The following is a 13,573-nucleotide window of genomic DNA, read 5'->3' on the forward strand; positions in this document are numbered from 1 at the left end:
CAAGCCTGGCTGGTCGGATACCGCTTTAGCCGATCCGGCCGGCGCCGTCATCGTGCGCCGCGTGGGGACGGCGCAAAGGAGGGCTCCAAAAGCAACATGCCCGGCACTCGGCCGGGCATGCGCTCCTGACGTCCCCGGGGGAGCCGGGCCGTCGCTAGGCGGGGCCGCGTTGGCGGCCGATCCCTTGGTCTTGGTCAGGCGCCTTTAGTTGGTCTTGGCGCCGGCGTCCGAGGTCTCGCTGCGCATCTGCTCCAGCGACTTGAATTCCGGCGCCGAGTTCAGTTCCTCCTTGGTGAGGGCGACCACGATCTTCTGGCCGTCGTCGGTCGGCGTCGGGGTGAGCGAGTCGAAGGACACCGCCACCGGCTTGGCGCCGATGCCGAGGAAGCCGCCGACGTCGATCACCGCGGCGATGACGCTGCCGTCGCGCTCCAGCACCAGATCGCTGATCGAGCCGAGCTTCTCGTCGGTCGAGGTCACGACGGCGGTGCCGATCAGGTCGGAGCCGAGCCACTGGCCCGAGCTCTGGGTGCTCACGAATTTCGGCGTCGAGGGGGCGGGCTTGGCCGCGGCCGTGTCGCCCGAAGGCGGAGTGGTCGGGGTCGCGCTCGGGGTATTGGTGTTCGGCATCTCGGAAGCCGGAGCCTGCGGGGTGCCGGCATCCGGCGCCATCGGGCTGGCGGCGGGCGGAGTGGTGGATTCCGGCGCCGGGCTCTGGCTGAATGCGACCGCCGGGGCGAGCGCCAAGGCAGCGGCGGCGGTCAGGGTCGCAAGCTTGCTGGTCATCGTCTTCTCCCGTAGGTGTTTCACTGACTTGATGTCATGATTTGCGATCACGAAGATCGCCTGCGGAAGAAACGTCAAAGTCTATATTTCGTTCCTTCGCGCAGAAGTTTTGCTCTCGCGAAGGATCACCTGAGCTATCTCGATATGAGCTTTTCAGTTCAGGCTGTTGACGATCGAGGCATCGGCCACGCAGACGGTAAGTTCTTCCGTCGCGAGGTTGGATTTCGTCACACCCATGGCCGAAAGGCACCCCTTGGGCGTGCGCATCACCCGCGGCGGGCTCGCCGGTGCCGGCGTCGCGCTGTCCACGACCGGACGGGTTGCCGCGCCGGCCGGGGCGACGGCAGCGGGCGTGCCGGCCGGGCCGCTGTCCAGCCGCGGGCCCTTGGCGGCGCGGTTGACCACCGGCGCGCGCAGGTTTGCGGGCGGACCCATCATCTCGATGGCGACGGGGTGCGGGGTGATGCGGGCGATAGCGCCGGCGCTGAGTGCGCCGGCCGTGACCGGCACCATGAGCGCCGCGCCGGTAACGGCGCCGAGCAGATAGGCGGAACCCTTGAAAGCCGTGCTGACGACGCCAGCCATGGTATTTCCCCTTCCGGCCGACGCTCGCGAAAGCACAGAGCATTCCTGCCTGACGAAGGTGCATACCGCGCCTCCCGCCGGATCTCTTCCGCGAGCGAATGTTCTTTTGAAAAATGACGGCCACAATTCAGCCGTCCACTCGCATGGTTAACGTGTGGAAGAGATTCCGGTTCCCTTGCGTGATCACGTTTTCGCGCGCGGCGCCCGGCGGCGCGCGGTAACTAGCGGCCGGCGGTCAGGTGGTGCTCGGGCACGGTGACGTGGCAGACCAGACCGGCGGGGGCGAAATCGAGGTCGACCTCGCCGTCCAGCGCCCGTGCGAGATTGCGTTCGATGACCAGCGAGCCGAAGCCGCGCCCGCTCGGGACGGTGACCGGCGGGCCGCCGCTCTCGCGCCAGGACAGCTCGAAGCCGCCCCCGGCCTCCGCCATGCGTCGCGCCCAGGTGATGTCGACATGGCCGCTCGGCACGGACAGCGCGCCGTATTTGGCGGCATTGGTGGAGAGCTCGTGCAGGGCGAGGCCGATATTCTGCGCCGCCTCGGGCTTGAGGAAGATGTTCGGCCCGGTGACGCTGACCTGGCTGTTCTCGCGGTCGATGTGATGGCCGAGCTGCGAGCGCACCATGTCGATGAGCGCCGCGCCGTGCCAGCTCTCCTGCACCAGCAGGTCGTGCGAGCGCGACAGCGCCTGCAGACGGGCCGAGAAGATCTCCACGAACTCGTCAATCGAGCCGGCATGGCGGGCGGTCTGGCGCGCCATGGCCTGGATCACCGCGAGCAGGTTCTTCGAGCGGTGGGTCAGCTCGCGCATCAAAAGGCGCAGATGCTGCTCGTTCTCCTTGCGCTCGGTGACGTCGACCACGGCGCCGGTCAGGCCGACGGTGGCGCCGGAGAGGTCGCGCAGCGGCTCTATATGGATGTCGTACCAGAACCTGCCGCCGTCCTCGTTCACCTCGGTCTCGCCCTTGCGGGCTGCGGAGGCGGCGAGGGATTCGCGCTTGATGAGCGCAATCGGCTGCGACTGCGCGTCACCGAGCAGATCGGCGTCGGTGGAGCCCAGCACCTGCTCGACCGGATAGCCGAACAGCGGCTTGCTCACCGAGGTGTAGCGCAGGTCGCGGTCCTGGGTGAAGATCGCGACCTTCGAGCCGCGCAGCGCCATCTCGTAGCGCTGCAGGGCGGTGGCGAGCTCAAGCGTCAGCCGGCGCTGCTCGCTGGCGACATGGCCGGGCGAGGGCATGTTGACCAGCGCCCGGAAATTGATCCACAGCGCGGTCGCGCCGACGGCGCTGAGCGCGGCGATGCCGATCCGCACCGCCGATTGCAGCCAGTCCGGGCTCATGCGGCTGCCGTTGAAGATCGCGAGCAGCATCAGCAGCGCGAACATGCTGACCAGCGCCACGAGAAGTGCCGTGAGCAGCCGCGTGCGGCCAGAGAAGTCCGGCCGCAGTTGCAGCAGGCGAACCAGCCCCACCGCGATGGCCAGCGACGACAGGATCGTTACCCATCGCGCGGCATCGTCGATGAGATCGAGCGTGAGCGGGGGCATCGGCGGATCAGGCGGTCGCGCGCTGCTCCCGTGGACGCGCCCGGCGCTCGAAGAACAGTGCCTGGCTGATGACGGCGGCGACCGTCGAGGGCTGGAAGGGCTTGGCGATCAGGAAGGCCGGCTCCGGCCGCACGCCGGTGAGGAAGCGTTCCGGATAGGCGGTGATGAAGATCACCGGCACCTCGACCTTGGCGATCAGCTCGTTCACGGCGTCGAGGCCGGAGGAGCCGTCGGCGAGCTGGATGTCGGCAAGGATCAGGCCCGGCGCCTTGCGGCGGGCGAGCTCGACCGCCTCGGTATGGGTGCGGGCGATGCCGGTGACGCGGTGGCCGAGGCTCTCCACGAGGCCTTCCAGGTCCAGCGCGATGAAGGGCTCATCCTCGATGATCAGGACGTCGGTGGCGATTTCCGCCGCCAGCTCGCGCCCGGCATCCTCGACGAGGTTGCGCAGGGTCGGGACATCGATCTCGAGGACCTGCGCGGCGTCCTCCTCGGTGAAGCCTTCGAGCGAGACCAGCAGGAAGGCCTGGCGGACCACCGGGGTGATGTGGCCGAGGCGGTGCTCGCCCTGGATCGCCGCCGGCGTCTGGTCGACCTTGGCGTTCAGGGACACCGAGTCCCAAAGGCGGGTGAGGAGGCGATAGAGGGCAACGCGGGGATCGGCGTCACGGTCGAGGATGGCAGGATCGGCGATGAGGGTCTCCAGCATCGCCGTTACATAAGCGTCGCCCGCGGACTGGCTGCCGCTGAGCGCACGCGCATAGCGGCGCAGGAACGGCAGGTGCTGCGCGACAAGTTGAGAAGTGCTCACACGCGTCTCCCCGATGCTGCGATAGGTGAAGCGCTCGTTAACGCCCCATGAATCATTCGGTTCCAGAGTAGGCTGAAAAAATCTGACGAAATTCGCATCAGTTCCGGAACCGCCGCGCCCTCCGGCCGTTATGAGTGGGCATGAAGCGACGGAGCCGTCCTCACCTCTTCATATTCTTGGGGGCTCAATGTCGGGAAAGAAGACTATGAACGACGATCAGTCCGAGGGCCAGTCCGCGACTGCGGACACCCTCTCGCATACTCCGATTCGGGGAGCCCGAACGACCGCGCTCGGGAGCGACATACAGGCCAAGATCGGCCAGCATCTGCGCGCCATGTATGACGATGTGGTGCGCCAGGGCGTGCCGGATCGTTTCATGGACCTGCTGTCGCAGCTCGACAAGAATGCGGGACCGAAGACGTCCGAGGACGGAGGGTCTCGGTGAGCCAGTTCGACCCGGCGCTACGCGACGAAATCATCGCCGCGATACCGAACCTGCGTGCCTTCGCCATTTCGCTCAGCGGTAGTGTCGACCGCGCCGACGATCTGGTGCAGGAGACGCTCCTGCGCGCCTTCGCGAACATTTCCAGCTTCCGGCCGGGCACCAACCTGCCGGCCTGGCTGTTCACCATCCTGCGCAACCTGTTCCGCTCGGAATATCGCAAGCGGCGGCGCGAGGTGCCCGATTCCGATGGCGCCTTCGCGGCCACGCTGACCACCAATCCGGATCAGGCGACGCATCTCGACTTCGAGGATTTCCGCACGGCGCTGGACAAACTGCCGCCGGACCAGCGCGAGGCGCTGGTGCTGGTGGGTGCCTCGGGCTTCTCCTATGAAGAGGCGGCCGACATCTGCCAGTGCGCCGTCGGCACCATCAAGAGCCGCGTCAACCGTGCGCGCAAGCGGCTGGGCGAACTGCTCGCCATCGAGGACGTCGAGGATTTCGGTCCCGACAAGACTACCCGCGCCGTGCTCGCCGCCGAGCGGGCCTGAGCCTCCCTTCTCCCGATATCAATCTTATCGCTCGTCGCAAACGAGAACGCCCCCGGTATGACCCGGGGGCGTCCTACATCGCCGGTGTGAGCGGCGAGGTCCGGTTCACGGAACCGGGCCAGAGCGGCCGCGCAGCAACCCCACGACGGCCGATACCAGAAACAGGATGATGGCGACGAAGAAGATGATCTTGGCGATCTCGATGGCGGTGCCGGCGATGCCGCCGAAACCCAGCACCGCTGCGATCAGCGCGATCACGAGAAAGGTGAGCGCCCAACCCAGCATGGTTGCCTCCACTGCTACGGTGCGGCACGCCCGGAGCGCGCCCGCGTTGCCGGAACAACCGCTGAGCCGGCATAGGGTTCCCGCGGGGGAGGGGTGATGCTTCGGTGCGCGAGAACTCACCGAGCTCCCCCGTTCTGAGGTGGTAGCGCAGCGAGCCTCGAAGGATGAGGTTCGTCGATGGATGAGAAGGAGTGGCGACCTCACATCCGCGCCGCGAGCTCCGGGGCGATGGCGCGGGCTTCCGCCATCAGCGCGGTGACGATGGGGGTCAGCGGCTCGCGGTCGAGCACGACGAGGCCCATCTGGTGCAGCACCTCCGGCCCCTCGATCGGGATCGAGCGGATATTCTCCGGGAAGGCGAAGACGTCGGCCAGCGTGTTGGCGACGACGCTCGCCCATTTGCCGGTGCGCACATGCGAGAGCAAAGCGAGCGTCGAGTTCGCCTCCAGCATCGGCACCACGGCGTGGCCGGCCTCGGTGAGCTGCTTGTCGACGATGCGGCGGTTCTGCATGTCGGGGGTGAGCAGGCAGAGCGGCACCTGGCCGATCTCCTCCCACGTCACCTTGGCGCGGTCGCCGAGCGGGGCGTCGACGGCGGTGAGGAAGCGGTAGCCTTCCTGATAGAGCGGCACCGTCTTCACCCGGCCGAGCGGGTCGTTGTCGAGATAGGTGACGCCGGCATCGGCCTCGAGATTCTCGATCAGCCGCAGCACCTCGTTGGAGGAGGCCGACATCAGCGTGAAGCGCACGTCGCCATGCTTCTCGTGGAAGGGCGTCGTCAGCTCGGAGAGCATCGGCATGGCGGTCGGGATGCCGGCGATGCGCAGATGGCCGCTGAGGCCCTTGCGCATGCCGGCGATCTCCTGCCGCATGGCGCGCACGTCGCCGATCACCCGCCGCGCCCATTGCAGCGCCCGCTCGCCCTCCGGCGTGAAGCCGATGAAGCGCGAGCCGCGCTCGACGAGGCGCACGCCGAGCTGCTCCTCGAGCTGCTTGAGGCCGGCGGAAAGGGTGGGCTGGGTGACGCCGCAGGACTCGGCGGCACGGCCGAAATGGCGCTCCTTGGCGAGGGCGAGCAGAAGTTCGAAACGGTCGATCACGCGGGACGCTTCCTGACGCGGTAAGGCGGGTACGATAGAAAGATTCTATCAGACTATCAGAGAACGTCGCGCCTGCGAATTGGAGGTATGTGAGACTAAGAGGCGCGTGGGTGGGGCCTCGTCCACATCGTCATCCCGGACGCCCGCAGGGCGATCCGGGATCGTTATCCGAATAGAAGCGGCACGCGATCCCGGCTCTGCGGCTTCGCCTTCGGCCGGGATGACGGCGAGTGAAAGGCCGGATGAAGATGGCGAGCGGGGCTCTACTCCGCCGCACCCCTGAGACCGAGCATGGGGAGCGTGTCCGGCAGCTCCGGCTCGGTCGCCGGGATCGCCTCGCCCTCGAACTCCAACTGCTCGATGCGGGCGCCGCGCTTGGCGATCTTGTCGGCGGAGGTCAGCGCCTGCGCCACGTCCTCGTTCACCTGGCCGAAATGCTTCTGCAGATTGCCGACCCGGTCGCGCAGGCGGATCACGTCCGCGACCAGCTTGCCGCATTCGGCGCGGATGAGATCGGCCTGCTCGCGCATGCGCGCATCTTTGCAGATCGCCTGCACCACCTGCACCGCCAGCATCAGCAGCGAGGGCGACACGATGACGACGCGGGCGCGGAACGCCTGCTGGATCACCTCGTCGAAATGCTCGTGCAGCTCGGCATAGACCGACTCGGACGGCACGAACATCAGCGCGATGTCCTGCGTCTCGCCGCTGACGAGGTAGCGCTCGGCGATGTCCTTCACATGCTTGCCGACATCGCCCTTGAGCCGGGTCTGCGCCTGCTTGCGCGCGTCGTCGGTCTGCGCCTCGCGGAAGGCGGTGACGGCCTCCAGCGGGAACTTGGAATCGACCAGCAGCGGGCGCTTGTCGCCGGGCAGGAAGATGGCGCAGTCGGCGCGCCGCCCATTCGCCAGCGTGTGCTGGAAGGCGAAGCTGTCGCGCGGCAGGCCGTCGGAAACCAGCGCCTGCAGCCGCCCCTCGCCGAAGGCGCCGCGCGCCTGCTTGTTCGCCAGCGTCTCGCGCAGGCTCATCACCTGGCCGGAGAGCTCGCCGAGGCTGAGACGGGCCTGATCGACGAGGGCGAGGCGCTCATTGAGCTTGGCGAGGTTCTCGTGCGTCGCCTCGGCTGAGCGGGCGAGGCTCTCGCCCATGCGGTGGGTGGTGGCGTCGAGCCGCTCGGCGACGGCGCGGGCGAGCTCGCCCTGGCGTTGCGCGAGCACCTCGGCCATGGACTGCACACGTCCGACCGTCTCGGCCTGGGTGCGGGCGAGTTCGACGAGGCGGGTCTCCAATTCATCGGCGCGGCGGGCCTGCTCGTCGGCCTCCAGCGCGCTCTGCCTTGCATTGCGCGAGACCGCGCGCAGAACCAGCACGAGCAGGAGGAAGCCGAGCGCCGCCGCGCCGGCAATCGCCTGCGCCAGCGTCACCGGATGCGTGCCGACGACGAAGAGGACCTGATCCATGGCTGCGCTTGTAGCAGATTCGAGCAATGGCGCGAACGTAAAGTGAACATATCCAAAGGCCGGGGCGTCCGCTCCGTTGACCCGCGCGAGGCCAGCGCTTATCTGAACGGCATGTCGATACGTCCCCTGGTCATCATCCCCGATTCCCGGCTGCGGCTGATTTCCGACCCCATCGTGCGGGTCGATGCGCGGGTGCGCGCCATCGTCGAGGACATGTTCGAGACCATGTACGACGCTCCCGGCATCGGGCTGGCGGCGGTCCAGGTCGGCATCCCCGAGCGCATCATCACCGTCGACGTCGTCCGGCGCGAGGAAGGCGAGGAAGAAGGCGCGGAGGAGAAGAAGAATCCGATCGCGCTGATCAACCCGGAGATCATCTCCTCTTCCGAGGAGATCTCGGTCTATTCGGAAGGCTGCCTGTCGATCCCGGAATATTACGCCGATGTCGAGCGGCCGGCGCGGGTGAAGGTCCGCTACATGGACCTCAACGGCGAGACGCAGGAGATCGACGCCGACGGCCTTCTCGCAACCTGCGTGCAGCACGAGATCGACCACCTGAACGGCGTGCTGTTCATCGACCACATCTCCAAGCTCAAGCGCGACCGGGTGATGAAGAAGTTCACCAAGATCGCCAAGGAGAAGGAGCGCGACGGGGTCTGATCCCGGCGCTCTTCGCTTCGCCGCCTGCCGCTTTCGGGAGTTCTCATGCGCATCGTCTTCATGGGCACGCCCGACTTCGCGGTCTCGACGCTCGCCGAAATCGTCGGCAGCGGGCACGAGGTAGTGGCGGCCTATACGCGCGCGCCGGCGGCTTCCGGGCGGCGCGGGCTGGAGCTGGTGCCCTCGCCGGTGCACCGCGCGGCGGAGAAGCTGGGCGTGCCCGTGCTCACCCCCTCGACATTGCGTACCGAAGAGGCGGCCGAGACCTTCGCCGCCCATGAGGCGGATGTCGCGGTGGTGGTCGCCTATGGCCGCATCCTGCCCCAGATGATCCTCGACGCGCCGAAGCTCGGCTGTCTCAATCTCCACGCCTCGCTGCTGCCGCGCTGGCGCGGCGCGGCGCCGATCCAGCGCGCCATCATGGCCGGGGATGCCGAGAGCGGCGTCGCGGTGATGAAGATGGAGGCCGGGCTGGATACCGGCCCGGTCGGCCTCGTCGAGCGCGTCGCCATCGGCGCGGACATGACGGCGGGCGAACTGCACGACCGGCTGATGATCGTCGGCGCCGATCTGATGGGCCGTGCGCTGGCGGCGCTGGAGCGCGGGGCGCTGAATTTCACGCCGCAGCCGGAAGCGGGCGTCACCTACGCTGCCAAGATCGACAAGGGTGAGACCCGCATCGACTGGTCGAAGCCGGCGAAGCAGGTGCATGACCATATTCGCGGGCTGTCGCCCTTTCCCGGCGCCTGGTTCGAGTTCGACGGCGTGCGGGTGAAGGTGCTGCGCTCGACGCTTGTTGCCGGCGCGGGTCGGCCGGGCGAAGTGATCGACGACCAGCTCACCATCGCCTGTGCGGACGGCGCGGTGAGGCTCACTGAGGTGCAGAAGGCCGGCAGCAAGGCGATGGGCGCGGCCGACTTCCTGCGCGGCAATGAACTCACCAGGGGAACGGTGCTGGCATGACGACGATAAGGCGTGTCGAGGAAGCCGATCATGCGGTCTGGCTGCCGCTCTGGCAGGGCTATCTCACCTTCTACGAGGCCGAGCTGCCGGCGGCGGTGACGCGCACCACCTGGCAGCGCCTCCTCGATCCCGCCGAGCCGGTGCATGGCGCGCTCGCCTTCGACGAGGACGGCCGCGCCGTGGGCCTCGCCCACTGGCTGTTCCACCGCTCGACCTGGAGCGAGGGCAATTCCTGCTATCTCAACGACCTGTTCGTCGATCCCGGCCTGCGCGGCAAGGGCGTCGGCCGCGCGCTGATCGACCATGTCCATGCCGATGCCGCGGCCAAGGGGTCGCCGAAGGTCTATTGGCTGACGCACGAGACCAACACGACGGCGCAGCGCCTCTACAACGCCGTGGCCGAGCGCACGGGGTTCATGCAGTACCGGAAGATGACGGGCTGCTGATCGGCGGGCCGGCGAGGCTACGTCCCGCCGAACGACGACGCCTTCTTCGGTCGCCAAAGTCGTGGATCCCCGGGTCAAGCCCGGGGATGACGGTGTTCTGGCGGCACGCCGCCAGATCTCAAAAAGCCGGCCTCACTTTCCCGGCTGCGGCACGACGCGCAGATACGGCTTCAGCGTCTTCCACCCCTCGGGAAACTTCTCCTTCGCCGCCTCGTCGCTCACGGAGGGGACGATGATGACGTCGTCGCCGTTCTTCCAGTTCGCCGGCGTGGCGACGGCGTGGGTGGCGGTGAGCTGCAGCGAGTCGATCACCCGCAGGATCTCGTCGAAGTTGCGGCCCGCGCTCGCCGGATAGGTGAGGGAGAGCTTCAGCTTCTTGTCCGGCCCGACGATGAACACCGAGCGCACCGTCATCGTGTCGGAGGCGTTCGGGTGGATCATGTCGTAGAGGTCGGAGACCTTGCGGTCCTGATCGGCGATGAGCGGGAAGTTCGGCGCGTAGCCCTGCGTCTCGGCGATGTCCTCCGACCATTTGGCATGGGCGTCGAGCGGGTCGACGGAGAGGCCGATCACCTTGACGTTGCGGCGGTCGAACTCGGGCTTGAGGCGCGCCACCTGGCCGAGCTCGGTGGTGCAGACGGGGGTGAAGTTCTTCGGATGCGAGAACAGCACGCCCCAGGAATTACCAAGCCACTCATGGAAGCGGATCGGACCTTCGGTGGTCTCGGCTTCGAAATCGGGAACGACGTCTCCAAGGCGGATGGTCATGGATGCCTCTAGCTGGCTAAGTACAGAATAGCCCTGTCATTATAGGGAGTGAGCCTCGCCGGAGGAAGCGCGATTGCGCTACTTAGGTAACGCAGGGAACCCGCGGCGGGCGCGGGCGTTACTGCTGCGGGTCAGGCCGCGCCTTCCGTGCGCTGGGTCGGGCCGGGGCCAAGGCCGCGTATCAGGGGCACCTGTACGGCCAAGTTCTGGAGAGGACATCATGCTCAGGATCGTTGCTATTTCCGCCGTCGCGCTCAGCCTCGCGGCCTGCACCACCACGCAGCAGCGCACGGCGGGCGGTGCCCTGATCGGTGCCGGTACCGGCGCGGTGATCGGCGGCATCGCCGGCGGCGGAACGGGCGCGGCGTGGGGCGCGGGCGCCGGCGCCGTGGCTGGTGGCGTGATCGGTGCCGCGACCTCGCCCGGAGACTGTTACACCTATGATCGCTACGGCCGCCGCATAGCGGTGCGCTGCTGACGGCAGCAAGGACTTCCGGGCGGCAGTCCCGGATGACACCAAGTCTAGGGAAGAAGGACGGCCCCCATGCGGGGCCGTTCGCATAGGGGGCGACACGCTATCCGGCTATTGGCTCGCCCACAGCACGCGGGCGATCCAGGCGATCTCGCCTTCCTGGAACACCCGGTCGGCGTGCTCGGGGTTGAGCGAGCGCAATTCGACCGTCTTGGCGGTGCGGCGCTTGAGCTCCTTGGCCATCACCTCGCCCTCGCGGGTCTTCACGATCACCCGGTCGCCGCGCCTTGTGGCCGCCGCCGGCGAGACCACGACGACGTCGCCGTCGCGGTAGAGCGGCAGCATGGAATCGCCGGCGATCTCCAGCGCATAGGCATGCTCGTCGCCGACATTGGGAAACTCGATCTCGTCCCAGGCGCCACCGACCGGGAAGCCGGCATCGTCGAAATAGCCGCCGCGGCCGGCTTGGGCGAAACCGATGAGCGGGATGGCCCGCCGCGTGCCGCCGCCGATCAGCGCCATGAAGTCGTCGAGGCTGGCGCCGGTCGCGGCGAGGATCTTGGCGATGCTCTCGGTGGAGGGCCAGCGCGCGCGCCCGTCCGGCTGCTCGCGCTTGGAGCGGTTGAAGGTGGTGGGGTCCAGCCCCGCCCGCTTGGCGAGCGCGGAGGCGCTCAGCCCGTGGCGCTCCGCCAACTGGTCGATGGCCCGCCAGATCTGGGCGTGGGTCAGCATGGGAGTCCCGCGAATCGGAATTATATCAGCAAAATAGGAATTATACCCTATCGCGGTTGAAGTCCAGTCGCCTCTGGACAGACCGGCCGCGCCACCTAGGATGCCCGCCCGACCAACGCAGGAGTCGCGCCATGCTGGCCAAGAACGAAGAGCGCGAAGCCACCCGGGCACTGCTGGCGAGCGCCGCGCGCCATGCGAGCGCCTTCCGCGCCGCCGATCCGCTCCGCCATGCGCCGAGCTTCACCTATGAAGAGGCGGTCGTCGCCTTCGACGGCGCGCTGAGCGAAGAGGGCGAGCCGGCGGGCGAGGTGCTCGACGATCTCGTCCGCCGCGCCGGGCCGGGCTTGAGCGCGACCACCGGGCCGCGCTTCTTCGGCTGGGTGATCGGCGGCTCGCATCCCGTGGGCCTCGCCGCCGACTGGCTGACCGCCGCCTGGGGCCAGAACGCCGCCAACCATGTCGCCGCCCCCGCGGCAGCGGCGGCCGAGACTGTGGCGGCGCGTTGGCTGCTCGATGTGCTGCGCCTGCCGGAGGAGGCTTCGGTCGGCTTCGTCACCGGTGCCACCATGGCCAATTTCGTCGGCCTCGCCGCCGCCCGTGGCGAGGTGCTGCGCCGCGTCGGCTGGGACGTCGAGGAAGACGGGCTCGCCGGCGCGCCGCCGGTGCGCGTGGTCATCGGCGACGACGCCCATGCCAGCGTCTTCTCCGCCCTGCAATATCTCGGCTTCGGCCGCTCAAACCTCATTCGCGTCGCCACGGACGCGCAGGGCGCCATGCGCGCAGACGCCTTCGAACGGGCGCTGCCGGAGAGCGGCCCCGTCATCGTCGTGACGCAGGCGGGGCAGATCAACACCGGCGCCTTCGACCCGCACGAGGCGATCGTCCCGCTCGCCAAGGCGCGCGGCGCCTGGGTGCATGTCGACGGCGCCTTCGGTCTGTGGGCGCGCGCCTGCCCGAAAAAGGCCGACCTCGCGGCCGGCGTCGAGCTGGCGGATTCCTGGGCGACGGACGGTCATAAATGGCTGCAGACTCCCTATGATTGCGGCTACGCCATCGTGCGCGACGCCGAGGCGCACCGTCGGGCGATGACGATCGCGGCGAGCTATCTGCCGCCGGTGAGTGGCACCGAGCGCGACCCCTCCCATTATGTGCCCGAGCTGTCGCGCCGCGCGCGCGGTTTCGCCACCTGGGCGCTGCTGCGCCATCTCGGCCGTGCCGGCGTCGCGGCGATGGTCGCGGCCAATTGCGAGCAGGCCCGGCTGATGGCCGAGCTGCTGCGCGCCGAGCCCGGCATCGCCGTGCTCAACGAGGTGGTTCTCAATCAGGTGCTGCTGCGCTTCGGCGCGGAGGCGGACGACGCGGCGGGCGACGCACTCACCCTCGCGACCATTTCCGCCATCCAGGCGGAGGGCACCTGCTTCGCCGGCGGGGCGAAATGGCGCGGGCGCTGGGCGATGCGCATCTCCGTCAGCAATGCCGTGACCACGCAGGAGGACATCCGCCTCTCCGCCGAGGCGATCATTCGCTGCTGGCGCTCCGTTGCCAGTTCGGCCGCGCGCGGCTAAGCGGAGGCCGGGCGCGACAGGCGCGCCGGACGGACGGGTGATGACGGACAGCCTCATCTATAAGATCGCGCCGCGTGCGCTCTGGCAGGCGGCGGAAGCGGCCGGGCGCTTCGAGGGCGCGCCGGTCGACGTGGCGGACGGCTTCATCCATTTCTCCACGAGCGCCCAGGTCGCCGAGACCGCGGCGAAGCATTTCGCCGGGCAGGACGATCTCCTCTTGGTGGCGGTGCGCACCGAGCGGCTTGATCCGGCGCTTCTGCGCTACGAGCCCTCGCGCGGCGGCGACCTGTTCCCACACCTCTATGGCCCGCTCGATCTTCAGGCGGTGGCGTGGGTGCGCGAACTGCCGCTCGGCCCGCATGGCCGCCACCTCTTCCCCGCCTTCGAGGGCTGAACG

At 68.3% G+C, this 13,573-nt stretch carries 17 protein-coding genes; 8 read left to right on the forward strand and 9 right to left on the reverse strand.

Features of this window, described 5'->3' with window-relative positions:
• Positions 1 to 204 precede the first annotated feature (204 nt).
• The 4 genes from SNOV_RS00250 to SNOV_RS00265 all read right to left on the reverse strand — a co-directional run bounded on the left by SNOV_RS00250 (position 205) and on the right by SNOV_RS00265 (position 3,732).
• Positions 205 to 786, reverse strand: coding sequence for a PRC-barrel domain-containing protein (locus SNOV_RS00250; protein ID WP_013164890.1), 582 nt, complete (start codon positions 784 to 786; stop codon positions 205 to 207).
• A 153-nt stretch (positions 787 to 939) separates the two neighbouring features.
• The gene (locus tag SNOV_RS00255) at positions 940 to 1,371 is read right to left on the reverse strand and encodes a hypothetical protein (RefSeq protein ID WP_013164891.1); all 432 of its coding nucleotides are present in this window, start codon (positions 1,369 to 1,371) and stop codon (positions 940 to 942) included.
• 221 nt (positions 1,372 to 1,592) lie between these two features.
• Positions 1,593 to 2,921 (reverse strand): sensor histidine kinase, encoded by a 1,329-nt coding sequence (locus tag SNOV_RS00260; protein WP_013164892.1) that lies wholly within the window; start codon positions 2,919 to 2,921, stop codon positions 1,593 to 1,595.
• Between the two features lie 7 nt (positions 2,922 to 2,928).
• Positions 2,929 to 3,732 (reverse strand): response regulator, encoded by an 804-nt coding sequence (locus SNOV_RS00265; protein ID WP_013164893.1) that lies wholly within the window; start codon positions 3,730 to 3,732, stop codon positions 2,929 to 2,931.
• 205 nt (positions 3,733 to 3,937) lie between these two features.
• Between SNOV_RS00265 and SNOV_RS00270 the strand changes: the two genes are divergently transcribed.
• Both SNOV_RS00270 and SNOV_RS00275 read left to right on the forward strand, forming a co-directional pair.
• Positions 3,938 to 4,177: a NepR family anti-sigma factor gene (locus SNOV_RS00270; protein WP_013164894.1), complete on the forward strand. Its 240-nt coding sequence runs from the start codon at positions 3,938 to 3,940 to the stop codon at positions 4,175 to 4,177.
• Positions 4,174 to 4,725, forward strand: coding sequence for a sigma-70 family RNA polymerase sigma factor (locus tag SNOV_RS00275; RefSeq protein ID WP_013164895.1), 552 nt, complete (start codon positions 4,174 to 4,176; stop codon positions 4,723 to 4,725). The genes SNOV_RS00270 and SNOV_RS00275 overlap by 4 nt, the downstream gene beginning before the upstream one ends.
• A gap of 105 nt (positions 4,726 to 4,830) precedes the next feature.
• Here SNOV_RS00275 and SNOV_RS00280 read toward each other — a convergent pair whose 3' ends face one another.
• The 3 genes from SNOV_RS00280 to SNOV_RS00290 all read right to left on the reverse strand — a co-directional run bounded on the left by SNOV_RS00280 (position 4,831) and on the right by SNOV_RS00290 (position 7,570).
• A complete protein-coding gene (locus SNOV_RS00280; RefSeq protein WP_013164896.1) occupies positions 4,831 to 5,010 on the reverse strand; it encodes a DUF1328 domain-containing protein in 180 nt (59 codons plus the stop codon).
• A gap of 200 nt (positions 5,011 to 5,210) precedes the next feature.
• On the reverse strand, positions 5,211 to 6,110 hold the full coding sequence (locus SNOV_RS00285) for a LysR family transcriptional regulator (protein WP_013164897.1): 900 nt from the start codon (positions 6,108 to 6,110) through the stop codon (positions 5,211 to 5,213).
• 263 nt (positions 6,111 to 6,373) lie between these two features.
• Positions 6,374 to 7,570 (reverse strand): DNA recombination protein RmuC, encoded by a 1,197-nt coding sequence (locus SNOV_RS00290; RefSeq protein ID WP_013164898.1) that lies wholly within the window; start codon positions 7,568 to 7,570, stop codon positions 6,374 to 6,376.
• 111 nt (positions 7,571 to 7,681) lie between these two features.
• On the opposite strand from SNOV_RS00290, the gene def reads away from it, so the two are divergent.
• From def to SNOV_RS00305, 3 genes are read left to right on the forward strand one after another with little or no spacing between them, the layout of a single operon-like run.
• Positions 7,682 to 8,230, forward strand: coding sequence for a peptide deformylase (gene def, locus SNOV_RS00295; RefSeq protein WP_013164899.1), 549 nt, complete (start codon positions 7,682 to 7,684; stop codon positions 8,228 to 8,230).
• A gap of 45 nt (positions 8,231 to 8,275) precedes the next feature.
• A complete protein-coding gene (gene fmt / locus SNOV_RS00300) occupies positions 8,276 to 9,193 on the forward strand; it encodes a methionyl-tRNA formyltransferase (protein WP_013164900.1) in 918 nt (305 codons plus the stop codon).
• The gene (locus SNOV_RS00305) at positions 9,190 to 9,639 is read left to right on the forward strand and encodes a GNAT family N-acetyltransferase (RefSeq protein ID WP_013164901.1); all 450 of its coding nucleotides are present in this window, start codon (positions 9,190 to 9,192) and stop codon (positions 9,637 to 9,639) included. Before fmt ends, SNOV_RS00305 begins: the two co-directional genes overlap by 4 nt.
• A gap of 132 nt (positions 9,640 to 9,771) precedes the next feature.
• Here the strand turns inward: SNOV_RS00305 and SNOV_RS00310 are convergent, their stop codons facing one another.
• Positions 9,772 to 10,407 (reverse strand): peroxiredoxin, encoded by a 636-nt coding sequence (locus SNOV_RS00310; RefSeq protein WP_013164902.1) that lies wholly within the window; start codon positions 10,405 to 10,407, stop codon positions 9,772 to 9,774.
• 220 nt (positions 10,408 to 10,627) lie between these two features.
• Here SNOV_RS00310 and SNOV_RS00315 point away from each other — a divergent pair, with 220 nt between their 5' ends.
• Entirely contained in the window at positions 10,628 to 10,885 is a 258-nt protein-coding gene (locus tag SNOV_RS00315) for a YMGG-like glycine zipper-containing protein (RefSeq protein WP_013164903.1), read from the forward strand.
• A 105-nt stretch (positions 10,886 to 10,990) separates the two neighbouring features.
• On the opposite strand, the gene SNOV_RS00320 is transcribed toward SNOV_RS00315, so the two are convergent.
• Positions 10,991 to 11,611 (reverse strand): S24 family peptidase, encoded by a 621-nt coding sequence (locus tag SNOV_RS00320; protein ID WP_013164904.1) that lies wholly within the window; start codon positions 11,609 to 11,611, stop codon positions 10,991 to 10,993.
• A 131-nt stretch (positions 11,612 to 11,742) separates the two neighbouring features.
• Between SNOV_RS00320 and SNOV_RS00325 the strand changes: the two genes are divergently transcribed.
• Entirely contained in the window at positions 11,743 to 13,176 is a 1,434-nt protein-coding gene (locus tag SNOV_RS00325; protein WP_013164905.1) for a pyridoxal phosphate-dependent decarboxylase family protein, read from the forward strand.
• 40 nt (positions 13,177 to 13,216) lie between these two features.
• Positions 13,217 to 13,570 carry a DUF952 domain-containing protein gene (locus SNOV_RS00330; protein WP_013164906.1) on the forward strand — a complete coding sequence of 118 codons (354 nt, stop codon included), beginning with the start codon at positions 13,217 to 13,219 and terminating at the stop codon, positions 13,568 to 13,570.
• The last annotated feature ends 3 nt before the right edge of the window (positions 13,571 to 13,573 follow it).

Source organism: Ancylobacter novellus DSM 506, assembly GCF_000092925.1.
Lineage (GTDB): Bacteria > Pseudomonadota > Alphaproteobacteria > Rhizobiales > Xanthobacteraceae > Ancylobacter > Ancylobacter novellus.